The 25,683-nt window shown below is 40.0% G+C and carries 24 protein-coding genes, 2 tRNA genes and 1 other RNA gene; 11 read left to right on the forward strand and 16 right to left on the reverse strand.

Annotated elements, in window-relative coordinates:
* A partial coding sequence (locus J7K41_00630; GenBank protein ID MCD6549207.1) for a hypothetical protein occupies positions 1 to 1,165 on the forward strand: 1,165 nt, incomplete at its 5' end.
* A 92-nt stretch (positions 1,166 to 1,257) separates the two neighbouring features.
* Here the strand turns inward: J7K41_00630 and J7K41_00635 are convergent.
* On the reverse strand, positions 1,258 to 2,553 hold the full coding sequence (locus J7K41_00635; GenBank protein ID MCD6549208.1) for a hypothetical protein: 1,296 nt from the start codon (positions 2,551 to 2,553) through the stop codon (positions 1,258 to 1,260).
* Positions 2,540 to 2,938, reverse strand: coding sequence for a hypothetical protein (locus J7K41_00640; GenBank protein ID MCD6549209.1), 399 nt, complete (start codon positions 2,936 to 2,938; stop codon positions 2,540 to 2,542). The genes J7K41_00635 and J7K41_00640 overlap by 14 nt, the downstream gene beginning before the upstream one ends.
* Before the next feature lie 514 nt (positions 2,939 to 3,452).
* Here J7K41_00640 and J7K41_00645 point away from each other — a divergent pair.
* Positions 3,453 to 4,553, forward strand: coding sequence for a DNA methylase (locus J7K41_00645; protein MCD6549210.1), 1,101 nt, complete (start codon positions 3,453 to 3,455; stop codon positions 4,551 to 4,553).
* A complete protein-coding gene (locus tag J7K41_00650) occupies positions 4,547 to 5,107 on the forward strand; it encodes a hypothetical protein (GenBank protein ID MCD6549211.1) in 561 nt (186 codons plus the stop codon). The genes J7K41_00645 and J7K41_00650 overlap by 7 nt, the downstream gene beginning before the upstream one ends.
* A gap of 261 nt (positions 5,108 to 5,368) precedes the next feature.
* Here J7K41_00650 and J7K41_00655 read toward each other — a convergent pair whose 3' ends face one another.
* From J7K41_00655 to serS, 7 genes are all read right to left on the reverse strand, one after another.
* On the reverse strand, positions 5,369 to 6,559 hold the full coding sequence (locus J7K41_00655) for an ATP-binding protein (protein ID MCD6549212.1): 1,191 nt from the start codon (positions 6,557 to 6,559) through the stop codon (positions 5,369 to 5,371).
* A 163-nt stretch (positions 6,560 to 6,722) separates the two neighbouring features.
* Positions 6,723 to 6,992 carry a DUF3850 domain-containing protein gene (locus J7K41_00660; GenBank protein MCD6549213.1) on the reverse strand — a complete coding sequence of 90 codons (270 nt, stop codon included), beginning with the start codon at positions 6,990 to 6,992 and terminating at the stop codon, positions 6,723 to 6,725.
* 486 nt (positions 6,993 to 7,478) lie between these two features.
* Positions 7,479 to 7,997, reverse strand: coding sequence for a PH domain-containing protein (locus J7K41_00665; protein ID MCD6549214.1), 519 nt, complete (start codon positions 7,995 to 7,997; stop codon positions 7,479 to 7,481).
* 34 nt (positions 7,998 to 8,031) lie between these two features.
* Complete coding sequence (locus J7K41_00670; GenBank protein ID MCD6549215.1) at positions 8,032 to 8,478, reverse strand: hypothetical protein; 447 nt, start codon at positions 8,476 to 8,478, stop codon at positions 8,032 to 8,034.
* Positions 8,479 to 8,561: 83 nt separating this feature from the next.
* The gene (locus tag J7K41_00675; protein MCD6549216.1) at positions 8,562 to 9,035 is read right to left on the reverse strand and encodes a hypothetical protein; all 474 of its coding nucleotides are present in this window, start codon (positions 9,033 to 9,035) and stop codon (positions 8,562 to 8,564) included.
* Positions 9,036 to 9,096: 61 nt separating this feature from the next.
* Positions 9,097 to 9,450 carry a hypothetical protein gene (locus J7K41_00680; GenBank protein MCD6549217.1) on the reverse strand — a complete coding sequence of 118 codons (354 nt, stop codon included), beginning with the start codon at positions 9,448 to 9,450 and terminating at the stop codon, positions 9,097 to 9,099.
* Between the two features lie 47 nt (positions 9,451 to 9,497).
* Positions 9,498 to 10,754, reverse strand: a complete 1,257-nt coding sequence (serS, locus tag J7K41_00685; GenBank protein ID MCD6549218.1) for a serine--tRNA ligase — start codon at positions 10,752 to 10,754, stop codon at positions 9,498 to 9,500.
* A gap of 238 nt (positions 10,755 to 10,992) precedes the next feature.
* On the opposite strand from serS, the gene J7K41_00690 reads away from it, so the two are divergent.
* Positions 10,993 to 13,419 (forward strand): hypothetical protein, encoded by a 2,427-nt coding sequence (locus tag J7K41_00690; protein MCD6549219.1) that lies wholly within the window; start codon positions 10,993 to 10,995, stop codon positions 13,417 to 13,419.
* 24 nt (positions 13,420 to 13,443) lie between these two features.
* On the opposite strand, the gene J7K41_00695 is transcribed toward J7K41_00690, so the two are convergent.
* Positions 13,444 to 14,502 (reverse strand): class I SAM-dependent methyltransferase family protein, encoded by a 1,059-nt coding sequence (locus J7K41_00695; protein ID MCD6549220.1) that lies wholly within the window; start codon positions 14,500 to 14,502, stop codon positions 13,444 to 13,446.
* 95 nt (positions 14,503 to 14,597) lie between these two features.
* Between J7K41_00695 and rnpB the strand changes: the two genes are divergently transcribed.
* The 5 genes from rnpB (at position 14,598) to J7K41_00720 (ending at position 17,759) form a co-directional block, all read left to right on the forward strand.
* An RNA gene (gene rnpB / locus J7K41_00700) (RNase P RNA component) lies at positions 14,598 to 14,788 on the forward strand.
* A gap of 180 nt (positions 14,789 to 14,968) precedes the next feature.
* Positions 14,969 to 15,919, forward strand: a complete 951-nt coding sequence (locus tag J7K41_00705) for an HD domain-containing protein (protein ID MCD6549221.1) — start codon at positions 14,969 to 14,971, stop codon at positions 15,917 to 15,919.
* A gap of 352 nt (positions 15,920 to 16,271) precedes the next feature.
* A tRNA-Met gene (locus tag J7K41_00710) sits at positions 16,272 to 16,441 on the forward strand.
* Positions 16,442 to 16,446: 5 nt separating this feature from the next.
* Positions 16,447 to 16,519: transfer RNA gene (locus J7K41_00715), tRNA-Val, on the forward strand.
* A 70-nt stretch (positions 16,520 to 16,589) separates the two neighbouring features.
* Positions 16,590 to 17,759, forward strand: coding sequence for a hypothetical protein (locus tag J7K41_00720; GenBank protein ID MCD6549222.1), 1,170 nt, complete (start codon positions 16,590 to 16,592; stop codon positions 17,757 to 17,759).
* Between the two features lie 7 nt (positions 17,760 to 17,766).
* On the opposite strand, the gene J7K41_00725 is transcribed toward J7K41_00720, so the two are convergent.
* The 3 genes from J7K41_00725 to J7K41_00735 form a co-directional block, all read right to left on the reverse strand.
* Positions 17,767 to 18,942: a hypothetical protein gene (locus J7K41_00725; GenBank protein ID MCD6549223.1), complete on the reverse strand. Its 1,176-nt coding sequence runs from the start codon at positions 18,940 to 18,942 to the stop codon at positions 17,767 to 17,769.
* Positions 18,943 to 19,099: 157 nt separating this feature from the next.
* Complete coding sequence (locus J7K41_00730; protein ID MCD6549224.1) at positions 19,100 to 20,314, reverse strand: DNA primase; 1,215 nt, start codon at positions 20,312 to 20,314, stop codon at positions 19,100 to 19,102.
* Positions 20,315 to 20,340: 26 nt separating this feature from the next.
* The gene (locus J7K41_00735) at positions 20,341 to 20,583 is read right to left on the reverse strand and encodes a DUF167 domain-containing protein (protein MCD6549225.1); all 243 of its coding nucleotides are present in this window, start codon (positions 20,581 to 20,583) and stop codon (positions 20,341 to 20,343) included.
* 160 nt (positions 20,584 to 20,743) lie between these two features.
* Here J7K41_00735 and J7K41_00740 point away from each other — a divergent pair, with 160 nt between their 5' ends.
* Positions 20,744 to 21,112, forward strand: a complete 369-nt coding sequence (locus J7K41_00740; protein MCD6549226.1) for a hypothetical protein — start codon at positions 20,744 to 20,746, stop codon at positions 21,110 to 21,112.
* On the opposite strand, the gene J7K41_00745 is transcribed toward J7K41_00740, so the two are convergent.
* Both J7K41_00745 and J7K41_00750 read right to left on the reverse strand, forming a co-directional pair.
* Complete coding sequence (locus J7K41_00745) at positions 21,113 to 21,859, reverse strand: HD domain-containing protein (GenBank protein ID MCD6549227.1); 747 nt, start codon at positions 21,857 to 21,859, stop codon at positions 21,113 to 21,115.
* Between the two features lie 27 nt (positions 21,860 to 21,886).
* Positions 21,887 to 23,641 carry a ribosome biogenesis/translation initiation ATPase RLI gene (locus tag J7K41_00750; protein MCD6549228.1) on the reverse strand — a complete coding sequence of 585 codons (1,755 nt, stop codon included), beginning with the start codon at positions 23,639 to 23,641 and terminating at the stop codon, positions 21,887 to 21,889.
* 203 nt (positions 23,642 to 23,844) lie between these two features.
* Between J7K41_00750 and J7K41_00755 the strand changes: the two genes are divergently transcribed.
* On the forward strand, positions 23,845 to 24,447 hold the full coding sequence (locus J7K41_00755; GenBank protein ID MCD6549229.1) for a hypothetical protein: 603 nt from the start codon (positions 23,845 to 23,847) through the stop codon (positions 24,445 to 24,447).
* Positions 24,448 to 24,491: 44 nt separating this feature from the next.
* On the opposite strand, the gene J7K41_00760 is transcribed toward J7K41_00755, so the two are convergent.
* Positions 24,492 to 25,604 carry a hypothetical protein gene (locus tag J7K41_00760; protein MCD6549230.1) on the reverse strand — a complete coding sequence of 371 codons (1,113 nt, stop codon included), beginning with the start codon at positions 25,602 to 25,604 and terminating at the stop codon, positions 24,492 to 24,494.
* Positions 25,605 to 25,683 lie beyond the last annotated feature (79 nt).

Here is a 25,683-nt window from a genome sequence, read left to right on the forward strand (position 1 = left end):
AATAGGTAGGAAAAAAAGCAATTTAGATATCCTTCCTTTAAAGGATGTGGAACCTTTTAGGCATTTTTTTGATAATAACGGAAATCTGAAATATAATGAATTGGACATGATTGATGGTGCTTGGACAAGAAGAGAAGTCTTAGCGAGGTATCTTTTATTAAGCGCAGTTCTAGATCAGGGACCTGATATTCATGGAGTTAGAGAACTTCTCAAGAACGTAACAAATGTTCTCTATAGGAAAGAAATTAGAATTTTCCATCGTCCAATAGATTTCTTTAGAGAATTAAATATCTCTATCAATGAGATTTTGGAGACACATAAGTCTATTAAAAAAATAAGGGCAGAAATATGGGCTAAATACAATAAATCAAACCCCAACAAATACAATTTGTTTTTTGCTCAATCCCAACGAGGAATAATTTCCATAAATCAAGTTTTGGATTATAGTATACATAGATGGGGAGTTCCTCTTTGTGTTCCTCTTTTGTTGGAAAAAGACTTGAGAGGGAGAGAATCATTTCAACCATTAATTGAACATTTAGAGAGTTTTCCATCTTCAGAAATAATGAGCATACAACTGAAACAACATGAAAGATATGGTTTAGGAAGTGCAATTGGAAACAAAGCAGCTCATTTATTTGCCAAATGGTATATTCACACATTTAAACTATCAACCAAAAAAGAAAGTGGATGGAGTAAATGGTCGTTTGAGGTCCCTTTTGACAGTAATGCTGGAAGAGTCCTATTTAGGACGGGATTTTTTACAATCTTAGCTACTTTAAAAGACTATGAAAAATGGGGAGTAATCCAAAAAAATAAAGGAAAGGGCAAAACACATTATATTAGGGTCACAAACATAAGAGGAAAAAAAGTTCAGAACAAGAAAATCCTCAATCAACAAATAATAGAAAATTATAATAAAATAATCACTCAGCACCTAAAAATAAGAAAGAGATCTTCTACTCTTGTTGAAATACAACACATTCCAAATGCTATTCTTCTAAACTCAAAGTATGGAATAGGTGATTTTGATGATGGTTTAATCTATATCGGAACAAACTTTTGTTTTAATCATGATAAACCAAAATGCAAAAGATGTCCATTAAAAGATTTGTGTATGGGGAATAATTGGAAAACAAAGTTTATTAAAAATTACAGGACCTAATAATCTCTTAGAGCTTCCAACTATTCCTAACAATCCCTCCTGGGGCTTGTTGCAGAATGTAGGAGGGCGGACAATTCCGATAAAATCACGTTTTAAGAATTTTGCAATTCTTTGATTAGTTCTTTTAGGTTGTCGTAACCGATGATTTTAAACTCCTTTTGAATGAGCCCACTCAGCCGCTTATATTCCAGTTTAGTTTTTTCTATCTCGTCTTGTGGGTAATTTATAACGAGAAAAACCCCATCAAATTTTACTTTCCTTTTTTTCTCCCAATTTTCTATGTTCTTTTCAATTTGTTTTAGGGAATCTTCCAGCTTCTTTCCAACTTCTGTAAGCTCTGTCTTTCTTTTTACGCACTTTATCTCTATATAAAACTGTTTATTACCGTGTGTGACAATGAAATCTACCTCGTTAATCTCTCCTCTGGGTTTTTTGCTTTTTTCAGAGATACCTCTTACGTGTGGAATAAAAGAGATTTCGTGTTTTTTCAGCAAATATGCCACAATATATGGATAGAAACCTTCAGGATTCATTATCCTTTTGGATATTTCAGGAATAAATGTGAAAAATCTTATCTTTTTTAATTGTTTGTTGCAGATCGGACATTTGGGGTTTGATAGGCTATCAAATCTTCCATAGTGAGGCAACACTACAAAATGAAATGGAGGAGATTTGTAATCATGGTTCTTGTAATTGTCACATAAATACACAGTTAAAACAGGAAAAACAGTGTCAGTTTTTACCAGCGACTCTATTTCGTCTGCGGTTAGGTCATGGTTTTTCTGAACATTTTTTATTATTGAAATAGAAGCATAGGGAAGGATGTATGCCATGGTAAAAAAATCTAAGCTTGAAGAATAAACTAATTCTTTTAGTTCTTTGGTAATTTGCTTCCACATTTTATCAGTTTCTTTAATATTCTTACGTAACTCTTCAATTGTAGTTCTATACGTTTCTTCCTCCAGAACTTTTTTATATGGTAACTTTTTGAGTCTTGCTATTGTTTCGTCTGAAAGTGAAGATAACAAAGTCTTTATAAAAGCCATAAAGATCCGATTAGATAATCCCGAGATAGGAAATAAAAGTGCTTCTAACTTCTGAATCTGAGTAGTATAATAACGATCTAACAAATTGAGCGTTTTTTCACTAATATTTTCCCCAATAAAGAGCATAGGTCTATTTTCAAATCCTTTTATGTAAAATGTGGATTTATGGGAAGAGAATACCCTTAAAAATTTCTCAGTATTAGTTATCTCTTCCATAAAATATTTTATTTCTTCTTTTCTGGACAACTCATCAAGAAAGATAAAAATATCATCGTCTTCATCAGCATTTTCTTCAATATCATTTCCATCTTCAGTTCTCAGCTTAATTTTAGGCTTTGACATACTTATATGCCTCCTTAACTAACTCCTGAGTTGATCTCTTATTTAAATCTGATACTAACGCTCTAATAGAAGGTTCTTCTTCCAGAGGATGTTCTTCTATAAATGCTTTTCCTTTTTCTGTTAGTTCATATTCATAGACGCTAACAAAGAAATCAACTTCTCTTCGTGTTTCTTTTATCATACCCATAAGTTTCAGCCTATCAATAGTATTTTGTAGCTCCGAAGAATAAGGTCCATAATGATACTTCACAAAAATAAATGGGATATCTAACATATATTTCATCTTTGCTAAGAACATCATTTTTTGAAATTTTTTCCTACCTAAAATTGGCCCGAATTTCAAGAACGTTAGGATTATTTTTTCCTTTTTTCCTATATCTAACATAATGTAATATCAGACCAACAATTTTTATAAGGTTTCGCTTTTCTATTTTCCCCTTTTGAACTTTTCCACATTAGTTTATAATATACGTTATACTTAGAAGTATGCTTTTTTCTCTTTTTCTTCCTTATCTTTATTACTATCTTCGCACCTCACACCTATTCTATCCGTTCTCTTCCCCAGGATCGCCCTCTTCCTCCATCGCCTTCTTTATACTCAGCAAAATCTCTTCCGTTGTTAAGGGAGTTGGTCTTCCTTCTTTGTAAATTTTCCATCTGTTCTGAGGTTGGATTAATATCAGCATTTATGGGAATATGCAAATGTTTATAATCAATAATAGAAAATGAATTAAAAGATTAGTTGGTGTAATAATGTTAAATGGTTTTTAGTAAATTTGTATGCTCATATTATGATGAAGAAGTATGATGATCCGAGGGAAGAGATAGAGGAGAAAAGAAGGTTGCTGTGATGATCAAAAATTGATATGTGAGAAACCCTTATAAATACATCTATAGAAATAGCAACACGGTGGGTTGATGAGAATCATAAATATTGCGCGTTCTATTGCTGGCAAACCATGATGGAAGATGTAGGTGAAAAAATGGAAGAAAATAATGTAGGTATAAATACGTCAAATGTAATAAAAAGAAAAAAAACATCAAGTTATACAATCCCCGGATCTGATTTAGCTTATATTGAAATGGAGGAAGTTACATTAAAAGACTATGAAGAATATTCCAATGCTTATAAGTATGTGATTATTGAAGACACAAAGCTTGAAATAGGCAAAGAATGGAAAGTTAAGGAGTACCAACCAAAAGACTTTGAGCTTGAGGCTACTACAGTCTGGAGTTTTCCTAATAGAGGAAAGTGGGCAACACATTACTTAAATGCAAAATATAGAGGGAATTGGGCACCACAGGTAGCAAGAAATTTAATTCTAAGATACACAAAAGAAAAAGATACTGTGTTAGATGCTTTTGTTGGCTCAGGAACCACGTTGATAGAAGCAAAGCTTTTACACCGAAATGGGATTGGTGTAGATATTAATAAAGACGCTATAATGGTTACTCTTGATAGATTACGGTTCTCTTATAATACTTTAGAAAAGAAACCTAAAACATGGATAAGGACTTACGTAGGAGATGCAAGAAACCTTGATAAAATTGAGGACGAAAGTGTTGATTTGATAGCTACTCATCCACCTTATGCAAATATCATCGGATATACAAAAAACTCAAATCATAAAAAAGAAGGAGATCTATCCAAAGTTAGGAATGTTGAGGAATTTGCCAACGAAATGAGAAAGGTGGCTAAAGAGTTCTATAGAGTTCTGAGGCCTGGGAAATATTGCGCTATTTTGATCGGGGATACAAGGAGACATAAACATCACGTCCCGATTTCTTTTAGAGTCATGCAATCATTTTTGGACGTTGGTTTTATTCTCAAAGAGAACATAATAAAACTACAACACAACATGAAAGCAACACCCCTTTGGAGGAAAAAAAGTATTCAATACAACTTTTTACTGTTAGCACATGAACATTTATTTGTTTTTAGAAAGCCAGAAAAAGGAGAAAAAACTGAGAAATTTAAGGAAAGCATGAGGTGGTGGTAGTGGAAAGCTTACATGAGTTCATGTATGACAAAAGACTGAAGCTTAAACCTATTAGCGTTATTAGACTCAACGATTCATATATTTTGGCTATCTATCCTGGAAGAAAAAGCGATGCCGATATTATAATAAAATATAGACAGAAACTCAAAAATGGGAAATGGTCTAATATAAGAACTCCTAAGCATATCCATTGGACCGTTGATTTATTAATAAAATCATACAGCAATCGAGAACTTACATCTAAATTTATTGATGAATTGATGAAAGTTTGGGAAAAGATCCAACCTATAAAAAGCAAAGAAGAAAGAGATAAATTAAGTTTAGAGCAACTATTAGAATATGATCAAGAAACTATCGAAAAGTTTAAAGAGCTAAGCAAATACGGGGAGTACAACATCAAATTTCTAATTTTGCTTGCACAGCTTCTTATGTTGCAGGAGAAAACAAACTATCCTCACGGAAAAATATTTCAAACATTACTAAAGAAACTCAAACAAGGCGAAGATATATTTACAATATTGGCTACCGCAACATTGAGAAAATTAGGTAAATAATTCCTTGAGATGGATTTAAATGCAAACCTCTTATCTTTTCCCGATTTTCAAACTTTCTAAAGATGAAAGGGTGAACCTTCTACGAATGTATCCTGATATATCAGATTCTTTTATTGGATTCGGGGATTGTATTTTGGAAATTTCGGGAAGAATAACTCCATCTGTGCAGGTTCTTTACTTCGGGTTCTATTCTCTCAAGTTTTACTTTAATTTTGGCAGGGTGAAAATTAAACCTTACTTAAATTTTAGCAGGGTAAAACTTCAAATATAATAGTAGGGTATCCCGTATATGGTGGTATTTTTAACCTTCTTCTCAAAAGTATCCTGGGAGAGAACGAGGGCGATCTCGGGTTGATACTTCTCTATAAAGCTTAAGAGGGACGGCGTTATCTTACCGGTAATCTTTACCTCTACAGGGATAATACTACCGTCTTCCCTCCTCAGGATGAAATCAACCTCAGCCTTACTCTTAGTCCTCCAGTACAGAACCTCTCCGTACTTAATGAGTTGAGTCCATACACTATTCTCCAAGGTAGCACCTCCGTCCGGTCGTTCTTCTATACCAGAAAAGGTACCGATCAGTTGGTTTCTAAAACCCGAATCATAGAAGTACACCTTCTCCCTTTTGGTTAACTCGGTCAACTTATTCGTGGAGAAGGTAGGGATCGTCTTCAACACAAAGGACCTCTCCAAGATTGAAATATACTCCTGGGCGGTAGGGTAACTCACCCCTAAACTACTGTAGTCCAACAGGTTACCAGTTATGACTGCCAACCTCTTGACCACGTTCCAGAGTTTTTTCCCCTCTCTCAACGAGAAATACCTAATTATATCCTCCTCAATAGTTGTTGTTACTAAGGAACTGAGGAGTTCCCTATCCTTATTTATCACAATCTCGGGATACCCTCCCCATATACAGTATAGGTCATACAGTTTTTCAAGGGATTCTGATTTCTCAGGAAGTTTCTCCTCACCCTCCAATAACCTTTCAAACTTCTGGTGTCCCCTCTTGTAGATGAGGAAAGTATCCTTCCCCTCCCAACTCGTGACCTCACTAAACCTTAGAGGTAGTAAGTCAAATAGGTAGACCCGACCGACCAGGTATCTCAACAGATTCATCTTTATGTCAAAGGCACCAGACCCTGTTAGTACTACTGGACCTTCTTCCAGTGTATCATAGATCAGTTTAAGGGCCTTTGCACCTTCTTCTCCCAAGTATTGTACCTCATCTAAGTATAGAGGGGTACCTCTCTCCTTGACGAATCCGATCGGATCCCTGAGAAAGGCCTCCCTTGCGATTGGATCTTCAAAGGTTACGTATTCTCCTCCCCGTATCTCTTTTATCCTTTTGAGAAGGGTTGTCTTTCCAGACCTCCTCGGACCACGGATCAGAATAAACTTGCTTCCGAATACCCTCAAGACCTTCTCTTCCAACTCTCTCGGTAGGTACATGATCCTATTACTCACGCTCTGTTTTTAAACCTTACTTAAATTTTGGCAGGGTGAAAATTAAACCTTACTTAAGGTTTAGCAGGGTTTTAACTAAACCCAAACATGATAACCTCGTTTGTTGTTAGGCATCTGTTGGGTATCGAGGGGTTTTAAGGTCCGGACATCACATTCTCTTAAACCCGATCACCCACAACCCGTACTTCTCTATTTCTTCCTTACTCCAGTGATCCTGATCCTTTGTGTTGGTTACATAGGTGACCCTTAACCTCAACTCTCTTCCGGTATACTCCTTCTTCTCAGGATCCCATTCCTTGAGAACTAGGATATCATCCTCTTTTATACCGAAATCGGCCAGTCTTATTTCAAAGGTCTTCTTCCCGCTCTTAATCAACTCAAAATACTTCGGCCATATCTTCTTTTCTATGATTGTCATGCACATCACTCCTTCATGCTTTGTGTCGTATTTATGGTATAAACGTAAGATTTTTATATATGCTTTTATGTATTTAAACAGAGAGAACTTTTATATCCGATAAAATGCACTGCAACCAACGAATCTACGAACTCCAAAGCACTTCTATACATCAAGGGAGACAAGTATCACTTTGAGATAATTAATGCGACTGGAAAAGTAATAGAAATTGTTGTTAAAGATAATAAAGGTTATCTGAGAAATTTGAACCCTCAACCAGGAATGGAAGACTGTGATTGGGTAGTAAATGACGGTCCATATATAAAGCACGGCCCTTGGAAGTTGAGTCCGGTTGACATCCCGGACTCTCATTTCATTAAACAGTATCATTGTGTGAGAGACAATTTCGGTGATGAGATATTTGATACCCCAGGCAAATTGTGTAATAGCGATCAGGTAATGGAAAAAAGTGATTAACTTTTGAGTGAAATTTTTAAGGGTAAGGTCTCAATCTCCCAGCACACGTATCTTTTTTAGTCTTTCTTTAATAATCCCTTCTACTTCCTCTGCCTCATCCTTTCCCAAACCTAGGAAGGATATCTCAGGTCTTCTGAGTCCGATCCCAGCGGTCTGTATGTTTACCCTGTAAATGCCAAAGATGATATCTACGAAGGTTTGCGCTACATCCACATTAGTTATTTTGTAGTAGGGTACGAATTTTTTCCTTCTGTAGAATATTCCACCCTGAAAGTTTACTCCTTCTTCATCAACCCAATACCTGTACGTTTTGAAGAGAGCTTTGAAGTATATTGTTATGATCAGTAGAGGCACCACCAGGATAAGCACAGGTACTCCAACAATAAATGGTAGGAAAGACAATTCACGTAGAAAAACAAACGACATCAAAAACGGAGCCCAGAAAATTATTATGAGCACTAAAAACGGTATTCCTACCAGTAACGTTTGAGCTATCCACAACTTTTCTGACGGTTTACCTTCCCACAGAACCTTACCCTTTTTTGTCATTCCTACACGCCCCTAAAAATAAAAAAGCAAGGAGTTATTCGAGTTCAACCTTTGTTTTTCTGGCAGCTTCTTCCACGTATTCCCGCAGGTTTCTTACCATCTCTTTTTCTTTTGCTTTAATGAAGTAGTTTATGATGTAATAGTAGATGATTGCGCCGACGACCCCGGTGACGACTCCGTACAGAGTCCCCAAAATGATGTCCATCAGGATAAAAAGTCCTATGATACCGAATATTGCCATGTACAATGTCTCTGTCTTTGAATCGGCAATAATTTCCAATTCGGTAGTTTTCTCGTGTTCTTCACGTATAACCCTTCCCCTTACTGAAAACAGAGGGTTTGACTCGTACATTCTTACTTCGTCGTCGCTAGTCTTAACCTCTTCGACAGACTCTCTTTTAATCATCTCTACCAGCGTTTTCCAAAACTCCTTAACCTTCTTTCCCGTGGCTTTCAGAGAATAATACTTTTTAAACGACATATTCTATCACCCACAGATATAAAACAAGATAAGTAATATAAATGTTTTTGTTACTTCCTTCTGCCGGTACTTCTCTCTATCGTCTAAAACCTCTTCAGGAATTTCATTCGATTGTTTCTGACAACATATCTGGGTGAGTAATCGGCCCATCCTTTGTACGGCAGTTCGCCCCTTCTCATCATTTGTGTAAGCTTAATCTTCAGTGTATCTTTACTTAGTCGGATCCCAAGTTTGGTTTTGAGATCCGCCGCCAGTACGCATCGGCCATTTTTACCGTTATACTTATCAGGATTGTTTTCTACAAACGTCTTGATGAGACGGTATGTTTCATAATCCTTGAACAACGGTTTTTCCATCTCTATTTTATTCCGTAGCAATTGATAAACAGTCTTACAACTTACCTTGATGGAAAATATTTCCCGGATCTTTTCTGCTATGAGATACGGTCTGCTGTACCTGTCACCTATTTTTAAATCTATACCTAACATGTCCAGGACCTTTTCATCATCGAATATCTTTTTCAGCATCCTTTTCTTGTTTCTTTTTCCGACCTCCATCAAATACTGTTTAACCATTTTGACTTTCTCGTATTCTGGCACTCCATCGACAAAGATTTCCTCAGACCTTTTTCTTCTCCCTCTCTTTCTCTTTTTTTTGAGATTTTATCTTTGCAATGACAAGGTTGATCGTACATTCATCCTCATCGCGCAGAACATGTCTTACAAACCGTTCGAGTTCTTCTTCATCCAATTCGCACAAAGGTCTTTGATGAACGTGCAGAGTAGAGTAATGTGTATGAACCTCCTCAACCTTTTCTAAGTAACAAAAATACTGTCCCGGAGCATCTTCTAAAGGTCTGTACCTCAATATCCTTTTCATAAGATACGATGTGAATGTATCGTACCTGTTTTTAACCACCGAAACCAGTTTTTTAACGCTTCTTCTTTTCGTCGTTCGTTTTACTGTTTCCATAGATGTATTTTTGTGTCATTCCAATTATTAAATCTATCCCTCACCCATCACAAGACTTCAAATCCAGTATACTTTTGCAACGGTTTAGGTATCGTTACGTCCCCGTCTTCGTCCTGAAAATTCTCTATTATTGCAACGATAGTGCGTGTATCTGCCAATCCGGTACCGTTCAACGTATGCACCCATATCCGGTCTCCTTTTCTGAGAAAACGTATCTTTGCAGGTATTGATTGATACGTTAGACAATTCGAACAGGATGTTATTTCACGATATTTCTTTTGTGCCGGGAACCATGCTTCTATGTCATACATCTTAGCGGCAACCAACGGCAGATCTCCGGAGCACACCTTTACAACTCTGTAAGGTATGTTCAGGGAGCGGGTCAATTCTTCCTGTATCCTTACCATCTCTTCATGGATCTTCTCGGAATCTTCGGGTCTACTGAACACAAACATCTCGGTCTGCATGAATTGATGAACTCTGAAGATACCTTTCGTATCCTTTCCGTGCGACCCTGCCTCTTTTCTGAACGCCGGCGAATATCCTACGTACTTGAGAGGTAATTCTTTCTCATCTACAATCTCATTATAATGATAACCCAATATCGGATGTTCTGTTGTAGGTATTAGATAGAGGTTTTCATCCTCCACTTTATACAGTACTTCTCTGAATGCAGAGATCTCGGTTGCAGCGGATTCGATTTCATGTTTTGTTAGAAACGGGGTATAAATAGGTTTGAAACCTTTTTCAGTTATAAAATCCAACGAATACATGAGCAAAGCCATCTGAAGTTTAACGAGTTTATCTTTGAGAAAATAAAATCTGGCTCCAGACGTTTTTGCAGCACGTTCAAAATCCGCATAACCTTTCTTTACCAGCCAATCAACGTGATTAACAACTTCATCCTCTCTCGGATTCCCCCATCTTCTTATTTCTACATTGTCGGCCTCATCCTTCCCTGTCGGAACATCATCCAGTATAACATTGGGCAATCGTTGCAGGTTTGCTTCCAGTTCGGTTTTCACACTCACCAGTTCGTTCTCCATTCTTTCGATTCGGTTGGACAGATCCCTGGCTTTGCTGATGAGTTGATTGTTTTCTTTACCTTCCTTTTTGAGTTTGTTGATCTCTTTGGAAACTACGTTTCGTTGATGCCTGAGCCGGTTCACCTGTTCCAGTAACCCCCTGTACTTTTCATCCAAGGCGGCTACTAGATCAACCAATTCGGCATACTCCTTCCCTCTTTTTTCCATGTCCGCCTTTACTTTTTCCTTTTGGTTTCTTATGAGTTCTATATCAAGCATGGATTTAGTATCTTTAAGAAGATTTTAAAACATATCTCATCTTCTCAGTTGTCGATACCATGGATAAACTGAGGTTTCTTTCCTCTGTAGCACACGTCGGAGAATCTATCTATTTTGTCAATAGATATGTTATCACGATGATGATGAGAATAAGCACTATTTCTACGAGCAATCTTTCGACCATGTTTTAGTTTACGTGGAGGTTATATTTATAAAATTAATCCGAATTAGGTATCTCATGAACAAAGGAGTATCAGGTCTGATCGTAATGTTTCTGTTGGTCGTGATAGTTTCTACCGGCTGCGTCACGGAATCGAAATTCGGCGGTAACCCTGATAAAATAACGTCTGCCGTAGAAACCGATGTTAACCGTGACGGACTTGTAGATTACGCCACCTACTCGTTCGCCAACCATACTTTAGACGGTATACGTGTAAGGCGTGTTATAACCGTTCGTCCGGTTTGGAACCTGACTCAAGCGGTAACGAACATATCTGGTTCGAACGAATCTCTCAGGTTCTCCGTATCGCCGGATGTGTTGGATTCTGTGCGTGCACTGATAATCCGTTTCAACCAAAGTCGCGGTACCGAAGATGTGACCGGACATGGTGAAGCCTTCTGTAAACGTACAATGGGTTTAGACCTTGAAGAATACCCATGTACAGATAAAAGCTCGTGCACGGAGACATGCAGTTATTCCTATGTATGCAACTCTGTACGCAATCTGGTCGGTGAAATGATTGTAACAGACCTGCTCGATCTTAACAACGATTTTAAAGAGATAGACCATCTAACGGATGATACGGTTTCTCTTATCGATTCGATGGCGGCGCATCCGAATAACGTTTCTAAGAAAGAAGTGGACACATTCCTTACTAACGTTCAACGGTTGAGTCTTATTGCCCAGGAGGTTAACCAGAATCCCATCGTGAACCCGTCGGTTTACGGATTATGTTTTCCGATAGAATACGATACCGAAGCGCTGCAATCAGCGGTTTCGATATTCGTTGAAGGATTATCAGTCGAATCGACCGTTCCCACAAACGTTTCTGTTGAGACGACGATGCCGTCTGTCGAGCGGGTTCGGTACGATGTGGTGTTGTTCATAACGGTGCCTGAGAACCAGACCCTTGTTAACGGGAAGATTGTTGAACTGATACCGCCTTCCTTGAACCTGTCATCTGAATCGATTCATGCAGACAATCTTACTTCAGTCATCGACAAACCGTTATCTCTGGAAAAGACGATAAACAAGTTAGGTTCCGGTAAATTCGAGACATACCTATACTACTATTTTCATTCTGACCGACTTTACAACGGGTCATGGTTTGAGTCCCATTATTCAGTCCCTGTTCTGACGGTTAAACAGATGAGTTTGGAATCTTTCCCTGTGATAGGTGGTGTTTGGGTTTGGAGCAATTCCATGTATGCGAGTTTGGAAGGTTTGACCAATCCTTTCTTTGCATTGGGTGTCACCGTACTGGTGTTGATCATATGTTTGAAATTAGTATATCTTTTATTGACGTTATTGTTTACGGTGATAGGCGCTTTTCTTACCAAACGCGATGTGAATAAGGCATTCAAGGAATGGCTCGGTAGAGCCTCGCCGGTATTTTGGGAATACCTGGTGATCGGTGCGGTGTTAATAATCATCGGCTATTATTTTACATCGAATTATACTGGTAACGTTGTCGGGGCTTTGAACATGGAAATGTTTGCCCGTTTGTTCCAGACGCATGTGATAGAAACTGCAGGTATGATCATGGTTGTTATGGGAGGGATATCCGTTTGGCTTGGGATTGAGGATACTGTGCGCGCATACGTTTTCAGAACCGGGTTCTATGAAAGTGTTCGGCAACGTTTGTATACGAGAAACAGAGAAAACCTTTCCATGCTAAAGAAGGAACTCGCAGAAGTCGAAAAACTTCTGCAGAGTGCCAGTAAGATGATGATAGACATTTTTGAGGAACAAGAGATGTATCATTCGATCCCGATAGACCGGATAGAGCGATTGGTCGAAGAGGAAGACGACCAAAAATTGGCGGAGCAACTGATCACTCAATCCCTTAACAAGATAGACATGTGTAAAGCTTCATTAGAACAGAAGATCAGTATCGCATCGACTCTTAAATCCGAATGGTTACCGAAGATCAAGAAGATGTTGTCAGACAAAGGCAAGGTTACCGTTTCGATGTTGGTAGGTGTGCCAAAACCATGGCGTGAATGGTTATTAGAGTCGTATCTGGTGGAATCCGGAGCTACAGATCTTATAATCGAGAACGGAGTTTTGAAACACGTTGAACGACCTGCACAGAAACGGAAGATACTCACTCAGATGGTAGAAGAGATTGCATCCTCTGAGATTCCGGTGGTTGGAGTTGTCGGGTTGGACGGCAAGGTCTACGCATTCATAAACAATACAAACGTTAAGGTGAGTCGTCAGATAATCGGTATCTTAGTATCGCGGGTTAGTAAGATGATCAAGAGTTTTGACGAAATCACGTCGAGCAAACCCAAGTTCTTGGCAGGTAAGATAGGTAACTGGTTGTACGTTGTGAGATATTATCCAGATATGTCTGTCCTTTGTATTGCTGATCCAAAGGTATCGATACTTAACATCGTATCCCGTATAGATATGGCAAAAGAAAAGAGCGAGAGAAAATAAAACCCCCTCTTACCTCATTTGATTTTAGTTCCGTTTCCTACGCCTTAAGTATATGTCTAACACTACCTGTACGGTTGTGGGTGAGTACGGTCTTACTATCCGTCTGTCTATCTTAAGTATTGTAAACCCTCGGATCACCTTTTTCAAACTCTCTATCAATCCACTGAACGGATCGTCTATCGGTGCGAACGCGTACACATGAATCACTCCTTCGTCTTTGAGAGCTGTTAACATCTCAGGCACGTGTTCTATCGCGTTTTTCGGGAGCGGCATAACGATCCTGTCCGCCCAATCCTTGAACTCTTTTACTTTTTCTAACGCATCGCCTTCAACGACTTTAACATTACCGAGTCTGTTAAGTTTGACGTTTTCTTGGAAATATTTAACGGCATGAGGATTGATCTCTATTCCGACAACGGTGACATCTTTGTTGTGCTTCGCAATAGTTATCGCAAAGGGTCCGTATCCGGCAAACGGTACCAACACATGTTCCCCGGGTCTGACCAAATTGCTGATTCTTTTTCTTTCGTAAGACAGACGTGTCGAATAATACATCTTCGAGATGTCCAACCTGAAAACACATCCGTTCTCCTTGTAGACCGTCTCTGTTTTAGGTTCTCCTGCGATTACTTCTACCTCTCTCACACGCCATCTACCGCTCATACCGCTTTTTTTCTTAACTACTGTGCGCACGTTCTTATGTATCTTCATCAGTTCCTCCGCGATCTGGGGTCCGTAAGGTTCTGCTTCTTCGGGCAAAGATAACACTGCTATCGAACCCACTATCTCGTAAGACGATATCGGCGGTATGCCTTTTTTAATAAGGATGTCTCTTAACCTACCTTCAGCCGTTTCTTTTCTTTCGAGCGACTTCTCCTCCACATCCACATCTTCCGAAAGTCCCTTTTGTTCCAAGCTTTCCAATACCTTCTCTAAACCGTTTTTCCGTAACGTTTCGGATACTGCAAAATAGACATAATCCTTTCCTGTTCTCGGTTTATATCCATAATCTATATCCAACAGTTTTCTTATCTTCTCTGCCAGACCTTTCCGGATCTTATAACACAACACTTTTTCTTTCATCCCCATCATCCTGTAGTTTTCAGTAGAACGATCTATGGCCGACCTTTTTTCAGTCCAGATAGATTTATTAAGGAATTCAAATACTATAAAAATGGAGCGGTAGGTGAGCAGCTTACCCCTGATACGGGAGGAAGTTCCGCCCATTACGCGTCTGCTGACGGGAGCAGAAACGACACCCCTTATTAAGGGGATGAAACGGCCCGTCGGCAGACGATCGTAATGCAAGCCGTACTGGCGCTTAGTAGAATGCTGCTTAAAAACAGAAGGCGGGCTACGGCCTACCGCTCCGATCGCGTCTTGTAAAAAGTAGATATTACTTTGTTCTCTTCCACAGGTCCTATCCGATTGCATCTGATTTTGAGGTTGTTTAATTTGCATATTTATTATTCAAGATTTTCGAAGTTATTCAACGGCATAGGATATATTTCAACAACGTTTAAAAACATCTTTTTACAAAATTAAACATATGGTCAAACCAGGACACGCGCCATCAAACACTATTAAACCTTCTAAAACTCACGAAACAAAAAAAGACCCGCTTCCCGACTTCATATCTCGGGAACGTGAGGTATTCTTCAACGAGTTTTTACACCTAAAACCACTCACCTCACAACACCTGTTTAGGTTGGGGATGGAAGGAGTTGAGAGGAACAAGGCAAAGAACGGTCTGGACAGATTCTCAGGTGGATACCTTGCTATATTAAAGAACATGCAACTGAAAAGCCATAACCTATTAAGCCACAGTGTCCGCGTAGCCTTGAACGTAGAGTACGCTGAGATAATGGTAGACGGTAACCCATCAGGTGCCTTTTACTCAGGACTACTACATGATATCGGTAAGATAACCTGTACCAATCAAGCATGGTTTACAGACGAGAACCTTCCCATTGATGATAAGGCGTTCAAGGAGATTAAGGGACACGCCTTAAAGGGGTTTGAGATACTGAGTTCCCAAGACTACCTGTTTGTCGGTATGATCGCCGGGACCCATCACCTACTCAGATCTGAAAACCCCTACGGTATAAACCCCATGGAAGCGGTCGTGAGGTTCTCCTCAATCCCCGAGATTACTCTAAGGATGAAGGATATACCTAACATTGAATCCTTCATACAGGATGTTGTTGACGCCTCTGCTCTCATTGAGATCGCGGATGTTGTGGATGCTGCATTATCAAGGGAGAGACCTAAAGGTAGGGGTGATCTCTATCAACGACTGACCAAGATGATGCCTACCAGGATAAACCGGATATTAAGGATACTCTGTAGTCCCTGGAACATCTTATTCTACAGGTTTGATAGATGGTTGGAAGAAATAAAACATGTTCTCAACAACTCAGCACTTAGAGGATATGTAGAACGACAGTATCCTTGGATCCCGCACGATGTTACTTTTGCGGAAGATCATCTGAAACAATAATCTTTGTATTGTTTAGTTCTTTGATTGATACGAAGGTTAGATGGGTTTGAGGAATGGATTGGTTTAAATGATGGATAATTTGTAGCGTGTTTATCTGTCAGGTTCACGGTTTTTCAATATTTAAACGTGAAATATCAATAAAACTTAATTCTAGGCGATACACCTGAAAAGAGTAGTAGTTATAGAAGAGATTACGTGTGAAAAATAAGATTTTCTAAGAATGTGGTCAATATTAAGTATTTGTTCAGTCTCCTTATTTAAGAAGATCATCTTAGGACTTATTCACAATCATAAAGAAACGGTAAGTTTAGGAAGTTTTAAAAATACCACTCTTAAATAAATATCTTGTAGTGCCGAGGTGGCTCAGTTGGTAGAGCGCCAGACTCATAGGCACAGCCTTATGAGTGGTGAGGTTACCGATGATCCTAGAAAGGTGGCGCTCGGACATCTGGAGGTCGCGGGTTCGAATGTGAGATAAAGACCTTCAATCTGTCGGGGCCACCGACAATCCCGCCCTCGGCACTACCGGGCCCGTGGTCTAGTGGTTATGACGTCCGCCTTACACGCGGGAGGTCCCCGGTTCGAATCCGGGCGGGCCCATTAACGCTTTGGAAACAGAGTTCGTTTTGAGACGGAAAGTTTAAATACTCATTTTAACACAATTTACTACATGAAATATAAGATGCGTAGGAAGGGTCTCCGTAGGGGTCTTAAGAAGGCGGTTTTACTGGGAACTGCAATATTGGGACTTGCGTATCCATCTGCTGTTGGTGCTGCGGATAACACATCGTTCCAGAGGATGAAAAAGGATGACCCGAAGATTGAACGTTTGGAATACTCTTTATCCTCTGTAATCGATGACATGGATATTGTACACAGCATTATTGAGGTTTGCGACCCGTCAACCGATGTATGGGGTATAGTATTCCCTGAATATGATACACCTGATTTAACGGTTCAATTTCTGAGTGCTTCGTTACCCCGCGGGATAGAGGTGTACCGTTTCGACAATCCTTTTAAAAAAGAGGATGACGGTACTCCCTATGCATGGGTTTGCGTGTACTCACCTAACAAGGTCGGTTCAGAAGTTTTGAGAGGCCTTATTCCAAGGGTCAACAGCTTAGAAGAACGGATCGAAAAATCTCACGATAAACATAAGGTCCTTTTACAGACCCTGCTCTTGAATGCGAAGGCGGACGTTTTTAGAGGCATAAACATGCTCAAGAACGGTGACCCTAAACATGTGAGTTTACTCTGTGCACAAGCATTAACGACAATAAAATATTTGGAGTGGTACTTTGCAAAATATCGTTCCGTTCCTAGATTCTCTATTTCACAAGTCAGGTTCTCAACAACAGTCCTAAACAACACCTATTCGTACGCAGACGCGTACTTCGATTTCGGGAGTGTTGATGCAGGTATCGGGGTTGAATGGACTGACGGTCCTGAGAAACCGCGCGAGTTCGGAGGTAGGGTAACCATATCTTATGATTTGACTGAGCATTGGTCGTTTGCAACGTCTGCGATAATAGACCCTGAACGTTTTTCATTCAAACGTCTTGACCTTGACGTTTACTACTACGCATTTGACCAAAGTTCTTACCTTAAGTTTTCATATTTACGGTTCGGTATTATGTATCACAACCTACCCACAGAAGTGATACATGCTCGGATAGGGTATATGTTCCGTCCCAGTCATAACTGGGCATGGTTCCTTACCCTTTACAACACCGATGACCCTAACGGTCCCTCTACAGATAATCCTGATACTGAGAAACTGGAATACCATTGGAAATTGGGTGTTGGAGTGATTTACTATTTCGGCAGCGGCGATGAATAGTTTTTATTCATCTTTTTCTGTAGACAAATAGTACTCCGGAATCTTTCATGAACAGGTTCAGAGGAACCAATCTGTACCCGTCAGCCGTAGCATTCAGGATCTGCCAACCGTTCTCTTTGACAACTATGCCCCAGTGCGACCCTGAGGAGTACGGGCTGTCATCGGTGAGCACGATGTCCCCTTCCTTCAACCTGCCATCTATCGTTTCCTCCGTAAACGCACCGGTCTGTTTATATCCGAACCTTGAGAGTTTGACCTGGATACTGTTGCTCGATGGATACCACCAGTTTTTGTAAACGTTCTTCAAACCGCCAAAGAACTGTCGGATATTTCTCTTACTGAGTGTTAGGACCCGTTCAGGTGTGATGTATTCGTTTAACCTTTGTGCCTTTTCGTTGCCCTTGGATAACGTGCGTTTGAAAGCCGTCAGTTTCTTTTTGTATTCATCTATGAGCAGGTCACCGTCTACCCCTTTTTTGACGGACACCTCGTACGTCCATTCAAATGTTAGCACGTACATCGCCTCCATCAATTCGGTGTAACTGTCAAATTTTAGACCCAGGTCTTCCAGGATCAGTATCCTGATGACCGCATCATAACAATCGTTGTACCACTTCTTGTATCCGCCGTGAAGCGGAAACACACCTATCTCTTCGATCGCTCTGACCATCATACCAAGCGCGCTGTTATCCTGACGTGTATACAGATTACCAATATCCGTGTCCATAGAGGTAACTAAAGATATTGCTTGATTACGTATGCTTTTCCCATCAATACACTTCTCTCCTATAAGGATCTTATCAGGAATGAAAAGTAAAAATTCGTTGATGTCAGCATCCTTTTCCTGCGCATTCTTGACACCGGCATAAACCACGTAGTATCCTATACTTCTTCCAGCGATTCTGTACACTGCCACTATCTTTGGCAGGACGTTTTCTTCGAATTCTATGTACGGTTTACCTGCATTGATCCAGACATTCTTCCAATCACGTTCAGCGATTTCGTACATGTTATCGATTCTTTGAGCTGACGCGTGCACGATTTCTACTTCTTTGTAAGACCTGCTTGTTAACGGAACACATCCTTCAAAAGCCAACGCGACGGCTAAAGAATACGCTAACATTCGTTTCATAGACCCTTTGCCCTGTCTCTTTGCATTTTCTCGCTTTTTATGTTTTATCATGTTTTCACACCATTAATAATATTTAAGAAGATGTTTAAAAACGTTCTGTTGTACGCAGAAACGTCGAGGATTAACATAAACACGGCTTATTCCCTTTTCAACTGGGAAATAAGTTTAAGTTAAGAACAGTACAAAAATAAAAAAAGAAAAAAATCTTCTATTCTTTTGTGTATATCTTCACTGATTCGGGTTTCTTAAAGACATTACCCAATTTTAGACCTACGAGATACATGATACCTTTAGATTCTGCAAGGTCAACCAAACGCTGCGTCACTATACCGTCAAAAACGACCACACCGACATTCTCCTCTTTTTCTAAGGTTTTTATCACGTTTCTTACCGGTATTTCAGCAATAAGCTTCTCCTTTTTATCGTAGACCTTGGCCTTCAACGTATTCTCCAGCTCTTTGAGCTCCTCTATATACTTCTTTGGAACGGTAGTCTTCTGCGTTGTTGGTTTTTCGACACTTTTTTCTTTGAGTTTACCCCCTTTCTTCGTTTCTTTTACCTGTCTCTTAGAAATCCGTCTTTTCGGTTCCGGTTCTTCGTGTTCGTGCTGTTCTACAGGTACTTTGTTTCTCAGTGCTTTGATTATCTCTTTTCTTGTCAGTTCTTCAACCTCTTTACCGGGTGGTGCCCTCGCCACAAAATCGATATCTGCAACCCGTTTAAGTTGGCTCAGTATTATGTCCCCGCCTCTATCTCCGTCCAAGAACACGGTGGTCTCTTTTTTCTTCGTGAGCTCTATAATCGTCGGACTGATCTCTGTAACGCCGCCGATCGCTATAACATTTTTTATATCGTTTTTCAGCAGATTAAGCACATCTGCTCTGCCTTCTACCAGTATTATGGAATCCGAGGAATCGATACCCGGTCCTGCAGGAAGTTTATCTTCTCCGTATTCCACTATCTCTGCTTTCTTCACTTCACCTCTCACAAGTTCGGAGATTTCCCTACTCTCAGGAAGCTCGGATTCTATCATATGTTTAAGCAGTTCTTTGGCGCGCTCAACGATCCGTTTACGTTTCTCGTTTCTTGTATCCTCGACCTTTGTTACCTTTATATGCGCTTCGCACGGCCCGACTCTATCAACCGTTTCTAATGCCGCTCCCAGGATACACGTTTCCACCATGTCCAAACTGCTGGGCATTTTTATAGTTCCCTTTGTTTTGTTACCTACAGTAGTCAGTTCGACTTCTATACGACCTATCCTACCGTTCTTTTGCAGTTCCCTGAGGTCTAATTCATCGCCGAGTAGTCCTTCCGTCTGTCCGAATATGGCACCCACTACATCTGGTTTTTCTACAATACCGTTTATCTCTATGTCAGCATAAACAATATACTTTAACGAATCGATGTATGTTTTACCCATATCTATCACCTCTCTGAACAGTGTTTTTACATTTTCAACAGTTTTTCTAGTTCTTCAGTTTTCCCTTCGATCAGGACTTTTTTGAGACGTGACTTCGCGCCTCTGATAATTGTCGCTTTTACATTGAATCTCCTTTCTATCATTTTTATGACCTGCAGATTAGCTTTCCCTTTAGAAGGAGGTTGAGTAACATGAATTATGAGTTTACCACCTTCAACCTGTAATTTGTCGTCTTTTGCATTCGGTATCACTTTAACATCGAGTATCATTTAGATCACTTGATCGAAGGGAAGAGATAAAGGTGTGCCGTGCATTGTTGACCACACCTTCATTGCAGGAAACAGTCCGACTCGGGCGGCCATCCATGCACAGCAGTTATTATATTGTCAAAATTATTATTTAAAAGCTTTGCTTTCAATATGAAACAATATGAATGATGACCTTCTCCACATGGTAACACATTTTTATCCGATCCGGCTCATCGCGTTCAGACGAAACTTTGTCGAGATGGAGATCGTGGTGAGCAATAAAGGTAACGAAGCTTACTGGGTAGAAACGGACATTGAGGTACCCTCTGCAATCTCTCTGGCACCGGATAGACATATCTCTAGAGGTAGAGCACGTATAGGTATTGTTTTTCCAAACGGTATTATAAGTAAGCGTATAAAGATATACGGTACTCCTGGGTCCTACCCTGACCAGTACCCTATCAAGATGACGTTTTACGGATACAATTCCAAAGGCGTGATTTCTGTGCGTACAGAGAAGAAAGCATTTTTACGTTGCGAAAGGTTATGATCAGGTTGATAAGATTTTGGTTTTCTTGTCATCTATTTTAACGATTATTCTCACATGACCGTGTAACAGGGAGTCCCGGATACGTTTAAGTAACAGTTCATCTATCTGGAACACACCTGCCGGATTAGTCATTTTTACGGTTATGTCTACTACCTTGTCCTTGCACCTACTCTTTGCTATTGAAACCTCTTCTATCGAGTCTGCAGATTCAGAATGAATACTGAACCTACCTCTTATGATAGGTATACGGGACCTGCCCTTTGTCATGTCCAACGCATCCCCTATTTTAACACAACTGGCTTCTAATGTGATTGCTTTAAGCGATTCGTGCGCAACGATACAATGCATAACCTCTGTTTTTATTCGTGTTTTCTTGGATGGGGAATAGTGCGGACTGAGGACACGGTCGATTATGTCTTCGGCCAATATCGCACTCCACGCCTCATGATTCGACCTGTGAACCGCATTCCCTATATCGTGAAGCAATGAGGATATGTAAACTATAACTTTACCGTCTTCCTCTGTCAATCCGGATTGTTTGCACCAGTTCCATCGATAATGTTCGGCATACGGAAGGGTTAATTCGTAAAGTTTCAATGCATGTTTAGCAACGATCCGTGCGTGCACCGGTCCGTGGTCATTGTATGCCAACCGTGTCATAGTCATTACGTTAGCCATTCTCCACAATGTCTTGAGTTCTCTATCTTTTTCAATATCTGAACGTATTACATCGATCATTTTTTCCATACTATCACGCATCCCCAAATCAACTTGTTAAAAGGAATAGTAGTATTCACCTGTTTCCTTTTGTTTTCTATCTAACACGCTGTTCGGTTTATTAATCTTTGGTCTCAAAGTGTCTTTATCCCTTCTCATAGTTATACCCAGATTTTTCAGAAATGTATTCATCCCTTCACGTTTACTGACCGGTGGGTAGGCGTGTCCGTGAACACTGCTCTCGCCATCGAACACTACTAAATGATCCGATACAAGGTCTATCAGGACGATATCGTGGTCTACTATAAACATACTTCTCTCATCGCTTACATTTCGAACAAGATGGGCAAAATGCATCCTTTGTTCGATGTCTAGAAATGCAGACGGTTCGTCAAATAGGTATAGGTCTGCCTTTTGAGCTAATGCTCCGACGATGGCTACCCTTTGTAGTTCGCCACCACTCAATTCACTGAGCATTCTGTTCATCAAAACTTCTATGTTCATCCTTCTAACCGCTTCGTTGAACACGAACTCGTCTTTGTCGAGCGTATTAAAGAACTCTGAGACAGGCATGTCCTGTTCGATTTGGATGTACTGCGGTTTGTAAGAGACCTTCAATCCTGCTTCATAATCAATGTTGTCAGGTTTGATGATTCCCGCAATCATCTTAACGAACAATGATTTACCGATCGCATTTTTGCCGATTATGCCTATTATTTCACCTTTATGTATCTTTCCAGGTTCCACTTCCATAGAAAAGTTAGGAAATCTCTTGGTCAGTTTTGGATACTCGAGTATTATCTCTTCTGATAATTCTCTGGATTCAGCGCTTTTGTTGAACTTTATCTCAAACTCTCTGAACCTAATGTTCTCGGTTTTCAGATAACCCGTTAAATATTCATTAATACCGTTCCTTGCATTTCTAAGGTGAGATACCACACCGTATGCGTCTTCTTTACCATAAAAGATATATACATAATCAGAGAGATAATCCAGAATTGCAAGGTCATGTTCCACAACCACAACCTGTTTACCGTCGTCCGATAACGATTTGATAAGTCGGCTGATCAGCAACCGTTCTTCGATATCCAGGTACGACGTGGGTTCATCAAAATAGTATACGTCCGCTTCTTTAGACCATGCGGCGGCTATTGCAACGCGTTGTAACTCACCACCGCTCAGATTATCGAGTTTTCTTCCTTCAATCTTGTTCAATCGAAACCGGTCTATGACCGTGTTTGGGTCTTTTCGAGCAGGATGTATAGATTCGATGAGTTCACGTACTGTTCCTTTGAATACCTTTGGCAGAATGTCAACATGTTGAGGTTTATAGGAAAGTTTGATAGAACCTTTGATAAACTGTTTGAAATACATCTGTTGCTCCACTCTTAACCGCGGTATAACTTCTTTCCATGTATACTCTTTGTCATAATCCCCAAAATTCGGTATGATCCTGCCAGAAAGTATCTTAAGAGCCGTTGTTTTACCTATACCGTTTTTACCTACGAATCCAGTCACACCATCTTTCGCAGGGATAGGTATACCGTACAGTCTGAAAGAGTTGACACCGTATTGGTAGATAGGGTTACCCATCTCTTCAACCAAATTTATTATCGTTATTGCTTCGGTAGGACATTTCTTCACGCATATCCCGCATCCGGTACACAGAATCTCAGAAATCACAGGATATCTAGTCTCATCGTCAACAGTTATTGTTTCATCACCCATCCGTACACCTGGGCAGTACTTCTGACACAGGTACCCGCATCTTTCTCTTATACATTTGTCTCGGTCGATTATCGCGATCCTCATTTTTGACCCCCTTGACACCCGGATAACAAGATGGTTGAAAAAATGTTGACCCAAAAACCTTTTTGTAAATAATTCTTTAAAAAGTTGTCTCTATAAGGCAACTGTATGTGAAAAGGGATGTGATTTAAGGTTGTCTAGTCTTTTGGATTTGATCAAATATGTTTTTAATATTTCTTCAACATAATAGATAATGGTGTTTTATTATGAACAAACTGAAACGTAAGAAAGGTGTTGATGTAAGACACGGGAGAGATGTAACGTCGCGGAAACGTCCGTCGTTCGCAGGGGATGTAAAAGCAGAGCGTACTCTATCACCTGAAAAGGTTACAGAACATCCAGTTAGAAAACATGTTACTCCCATGGATACCCAAAAAGATACCTTTTCTAGTAAGAATATGACAACCGCCAATAGAGCGTTCTTGATTTCTACAGGTTCTTTCTTTGTGGCGTCTTTTTCTTCAGTGTTTTTGAAAAACACGGGTTTCTTAGTAGGTGGCGGATTATGCACGTTGGCCGGGTTTACCGCGTTGGGTGTATCAGTGTATCATCTGAGCAAGGTCATTCCGAAAGGATTGGGTAGGGTGTTCGGAACGGTCCTTTTCGGTCTGTCAGAACTTATCAGCGGTATGTCTTCATTGGTCCTTGGGATGGTCGCATCTGCTCCGTTAACCATGTCCTGTTCTCCGTTTACCGGAAGAGATCTTGCGGCCGCAATTACGATGCTAGGATTAGGTGTCACTTCATACTTTGTCGGTACCAAACATTTGAAAAACAAAGTCGATAAAAACAAAAGCACTTATAACTAAAATAAAAACAGAATTAAAAAAGAGAAAGAAGTTAAAAAAGGAATTTATTTTAGGAGTTGACCATTCAGCCATGCCCTTAGTTTGTCCCAAAAACTGCAACGTTCGTTAGTTGTTTCACAACGTTCTCCCTGATATCTTCCACCACTGATTATTATCTGACATCTACCCTTCTTTCCATGACAGCAACAGAAATCTGAAGCAGCGTTTACCTCATTGCACTTACAGTCGCTTCTACCTCCGGAACCACTACTACTTGCTTTCATTGTAGGTTCTGATTCTTCTTCGGAAAGCAGAATTGCCAATTCTGGATCACGTGTCTGTATGCATTGTTTGATCTGGGCTATCTGTTTAGATGTTGGCGTGACTTTGAACGCATCTTTTGTCTCGATTCCTACGGACCTGAGACAATAGCCCACTACACTATCTGCATAGGCTTTTCTATCCATAGCTGCGGAGAGCGAGACGGTCTCTTCGTTTTCAAACACGATATTTCGCGGTTTGCAATCCCATGAGACCTGATAAATCCCTATGCCGTTGTATTTGACAAAGTAGGATTTACCTGGCTCCAAAACGTCGCTTGTAACGAAGGTGTGCAGATGCGGGTCGTACCAGTATCCCTTGTCATTCTCGACAGTTCCTTCTCCGAACACTTCCGTTACGCTTATGTTATGGCAACATGGGTTGGTTATCAGATTCCATCCCGGATACAATAGAATTGTGAACGTGCCGTGCCTGTCTATACAACAGTACCATGTCCTATTTTCGATCCGTTGTGAAGAAGTTATATACATCCAGTACCCAGTATTGAACTGAGGCGCCTCAGAATCCATTGTATAGAACCCTCCGCCACCATGGTGTATGTACATGAAGTAGTAATAATGACCAAAGTCCGGACACAGACCACTTATGTCATTGCAATATCTGTCAACTCTCGTGGTCTCTTCTATTCTTCCTGGGAACCCTACCATGTTCCATCCGTAATCAAGGTCCAGAGGTATCAATTTTCCAGTGTAGTCTCCCGTCTGTGTTTTTATCATGCATATTTCAGATTCGTTCAATCTTGGCGGTTCTGGTATATCCAGTTTTTGTTGCGCGCTCACTATACCGAACAGTCCGACAATCCCTATTATTATCATCCATACAACCATCCTTTTCATTCAACCACCCTATTCATGTTTTAAATTTTCGTTTCAAATGTGTTATCGACCCAAAAATTTAAAAAAGAAGCGGAAAGAT

The organism is Candidatus Micrarchaeota archaeon (genome assembly GCA_021163225.1).
Lineage (GTDB): Archaea > Micrarchaeota > Micrarchaeia > Anstonellales > JAGGXE01 > JAGGXE01.

What these genes read in the sequence shown, in the direction of transcription:
- J7K41_00635 (MCD6549208.1), bottom strand. Translation starts at nt 2,553, where the DNA reads ATGTCAAAGCCTAAAATTAAGCTGAGAACTGAAGATGGAAATGATATT.
- J7K41_00640 (MCD6549209.1), bottom strand. Translation starts at nt 2,938, where the DNA reads ATGTTAGATATAGGAAAAAAGGAAAAAATAATCCTAACGTTCTTGAAA.
- J7K41_00655 (MCD6549212.1), bottom strand. Translation starts at nt 6,559, where the DNA reads ATGTACCTACCGAGAGAGTTGGAAGAGAAGGTCTTGAGGGTATTCGGA.
- J7K41_00660 (MCD6549213.1), bottom strand. Translation starts at nt 6,992, where the DNA reads ATGACAATCATAGAAAAGAAGATATGGCCGAAGTATTTTGAGTTGATT.
- J7K41_00665 (MCD6549214.1), bottom strand. Translation starts at nt 7,997, where the DNA reads ATGACAAAAAAGGGTAAGGTTCTGTGGGAAGGTAAACCGTCAGAAAAG.
- J7K41_00670 (MCD6549215.1), bottom strand. Translation starts at nt 8,478, where the DNA reads ATGTCGTTTAAAAAGTATTATTCTCTGAAAGCCACGGGAAAGAAGGTT.
- J7K41_00675 (MCD6549216.1), bottom strand. Translation starts at nt 9,035, where the DNA reads ATGGAGGTCGGAAAAAGAAACAAGAAAAGGATGCTGAAAAAGATATTC.
- J7K41_00680 (MCD6549217.1), bottom strand. Translation starts at nt 9,450, where the DNA reads ATGGAAACAGTAAAACGAACGACGAAAAGAAGAAGCGTTAAAAAACTG.
- serS (MCD6549218.1), bottom strand. Translation starts at nt 10,754, where the DNA reads ATGCTTGATATAGAACTCATAAGAAACCAAAAGGAAAAAGTAAAGGCG.
- J7K41_00690 (MCD6549219.1), top strand. Translation starts at nt 10,993, where the DNA reads ATGAACAAAGGAGTATCAGGTCTGATCGTAATGTTTCTGTTGGTCGTG.
- J7K41_00695 (MCD6549220.1), bottom strand. Translation starts at nt 14,502, where the DNA reads ATGAAAGAAAAAGTGTTGTGTTATAAGATCCGGAAAGGTCTGGCAGAG.
- J7K41_00705 (MCD6549221.1), top strand. Translation starts at nt 14,969, where the DNA reads ATGGTCAAACCAGGACACGCGCCATCAAACACTATTAAACCTTCTAAA.
- J7K41_00720 (MCD6549222.1), top strand. Translation starts at nt 16,590, where the DNA reads ATGAAATATAAGATGCGTAGGAAGGGTCTCCGTAGGGGTCTTAAGAAG.
- J7K41_00725 (MCD6549223.1), bottom strand. Translation starts at nt 18,942, where the DNA reads ATGATAAAACATAAAAAGCGAGAAAATGCAAAGAGACAGGGCAAAGGG.
- J7K41_00730 (MCD6549224.1), bottom strand. Translation starts at nt 20,314, where the DNA reads ATGGGTAAAACATACATCGATTCGTTAAAGTATATTGTTTATGCTGAC.
- J7K41_00735 (MCD6549225.1), bottom strand. Translation starts at nt 20,583, where the DNA reads ATGATACTCGATGTTAAAGTGATACCGAATGCAAAAGACGACAAATTA.
- J7K41_00740 (MCD6549226.1), top strand. Translation starts at nt 20,744, where the DNA reads ATGAATGATGACCTTCTCCACATGGTAACACATTTTTATCCGATCCGG.
- J7K41_00745 (MCD6549227.1), bottom strand. Translation starts at nt 21,859, where the DNA reads ATGGAAAAAATGATCGATGTAATACGTTCAGATATTGAAAAAGATAGA.
- J7K41_00750 (MCD6549228.1), bottom strand. Translation starts at nt 23,641, where the DNA reads ATGAGGATCGCGATAATCGACCGAGACAAATGTATAAGAGAAAGATGC.
- J7K41_00755 (MCD6549229.1), top strand. Translation starts at nt 23,845, where the DNA reads ATGAACAAACTGAAACGTAAGAAAGGTGTTGATGTAAGACACGGGAGA.
- J7K41_00760 (MCD6549230.1), bottom strand. Translation starts at nt 25,604, where the DNA reads ATGAAAAGGATGGTTGTATGGATGATAATAATAGGGATTGTCGGACTG.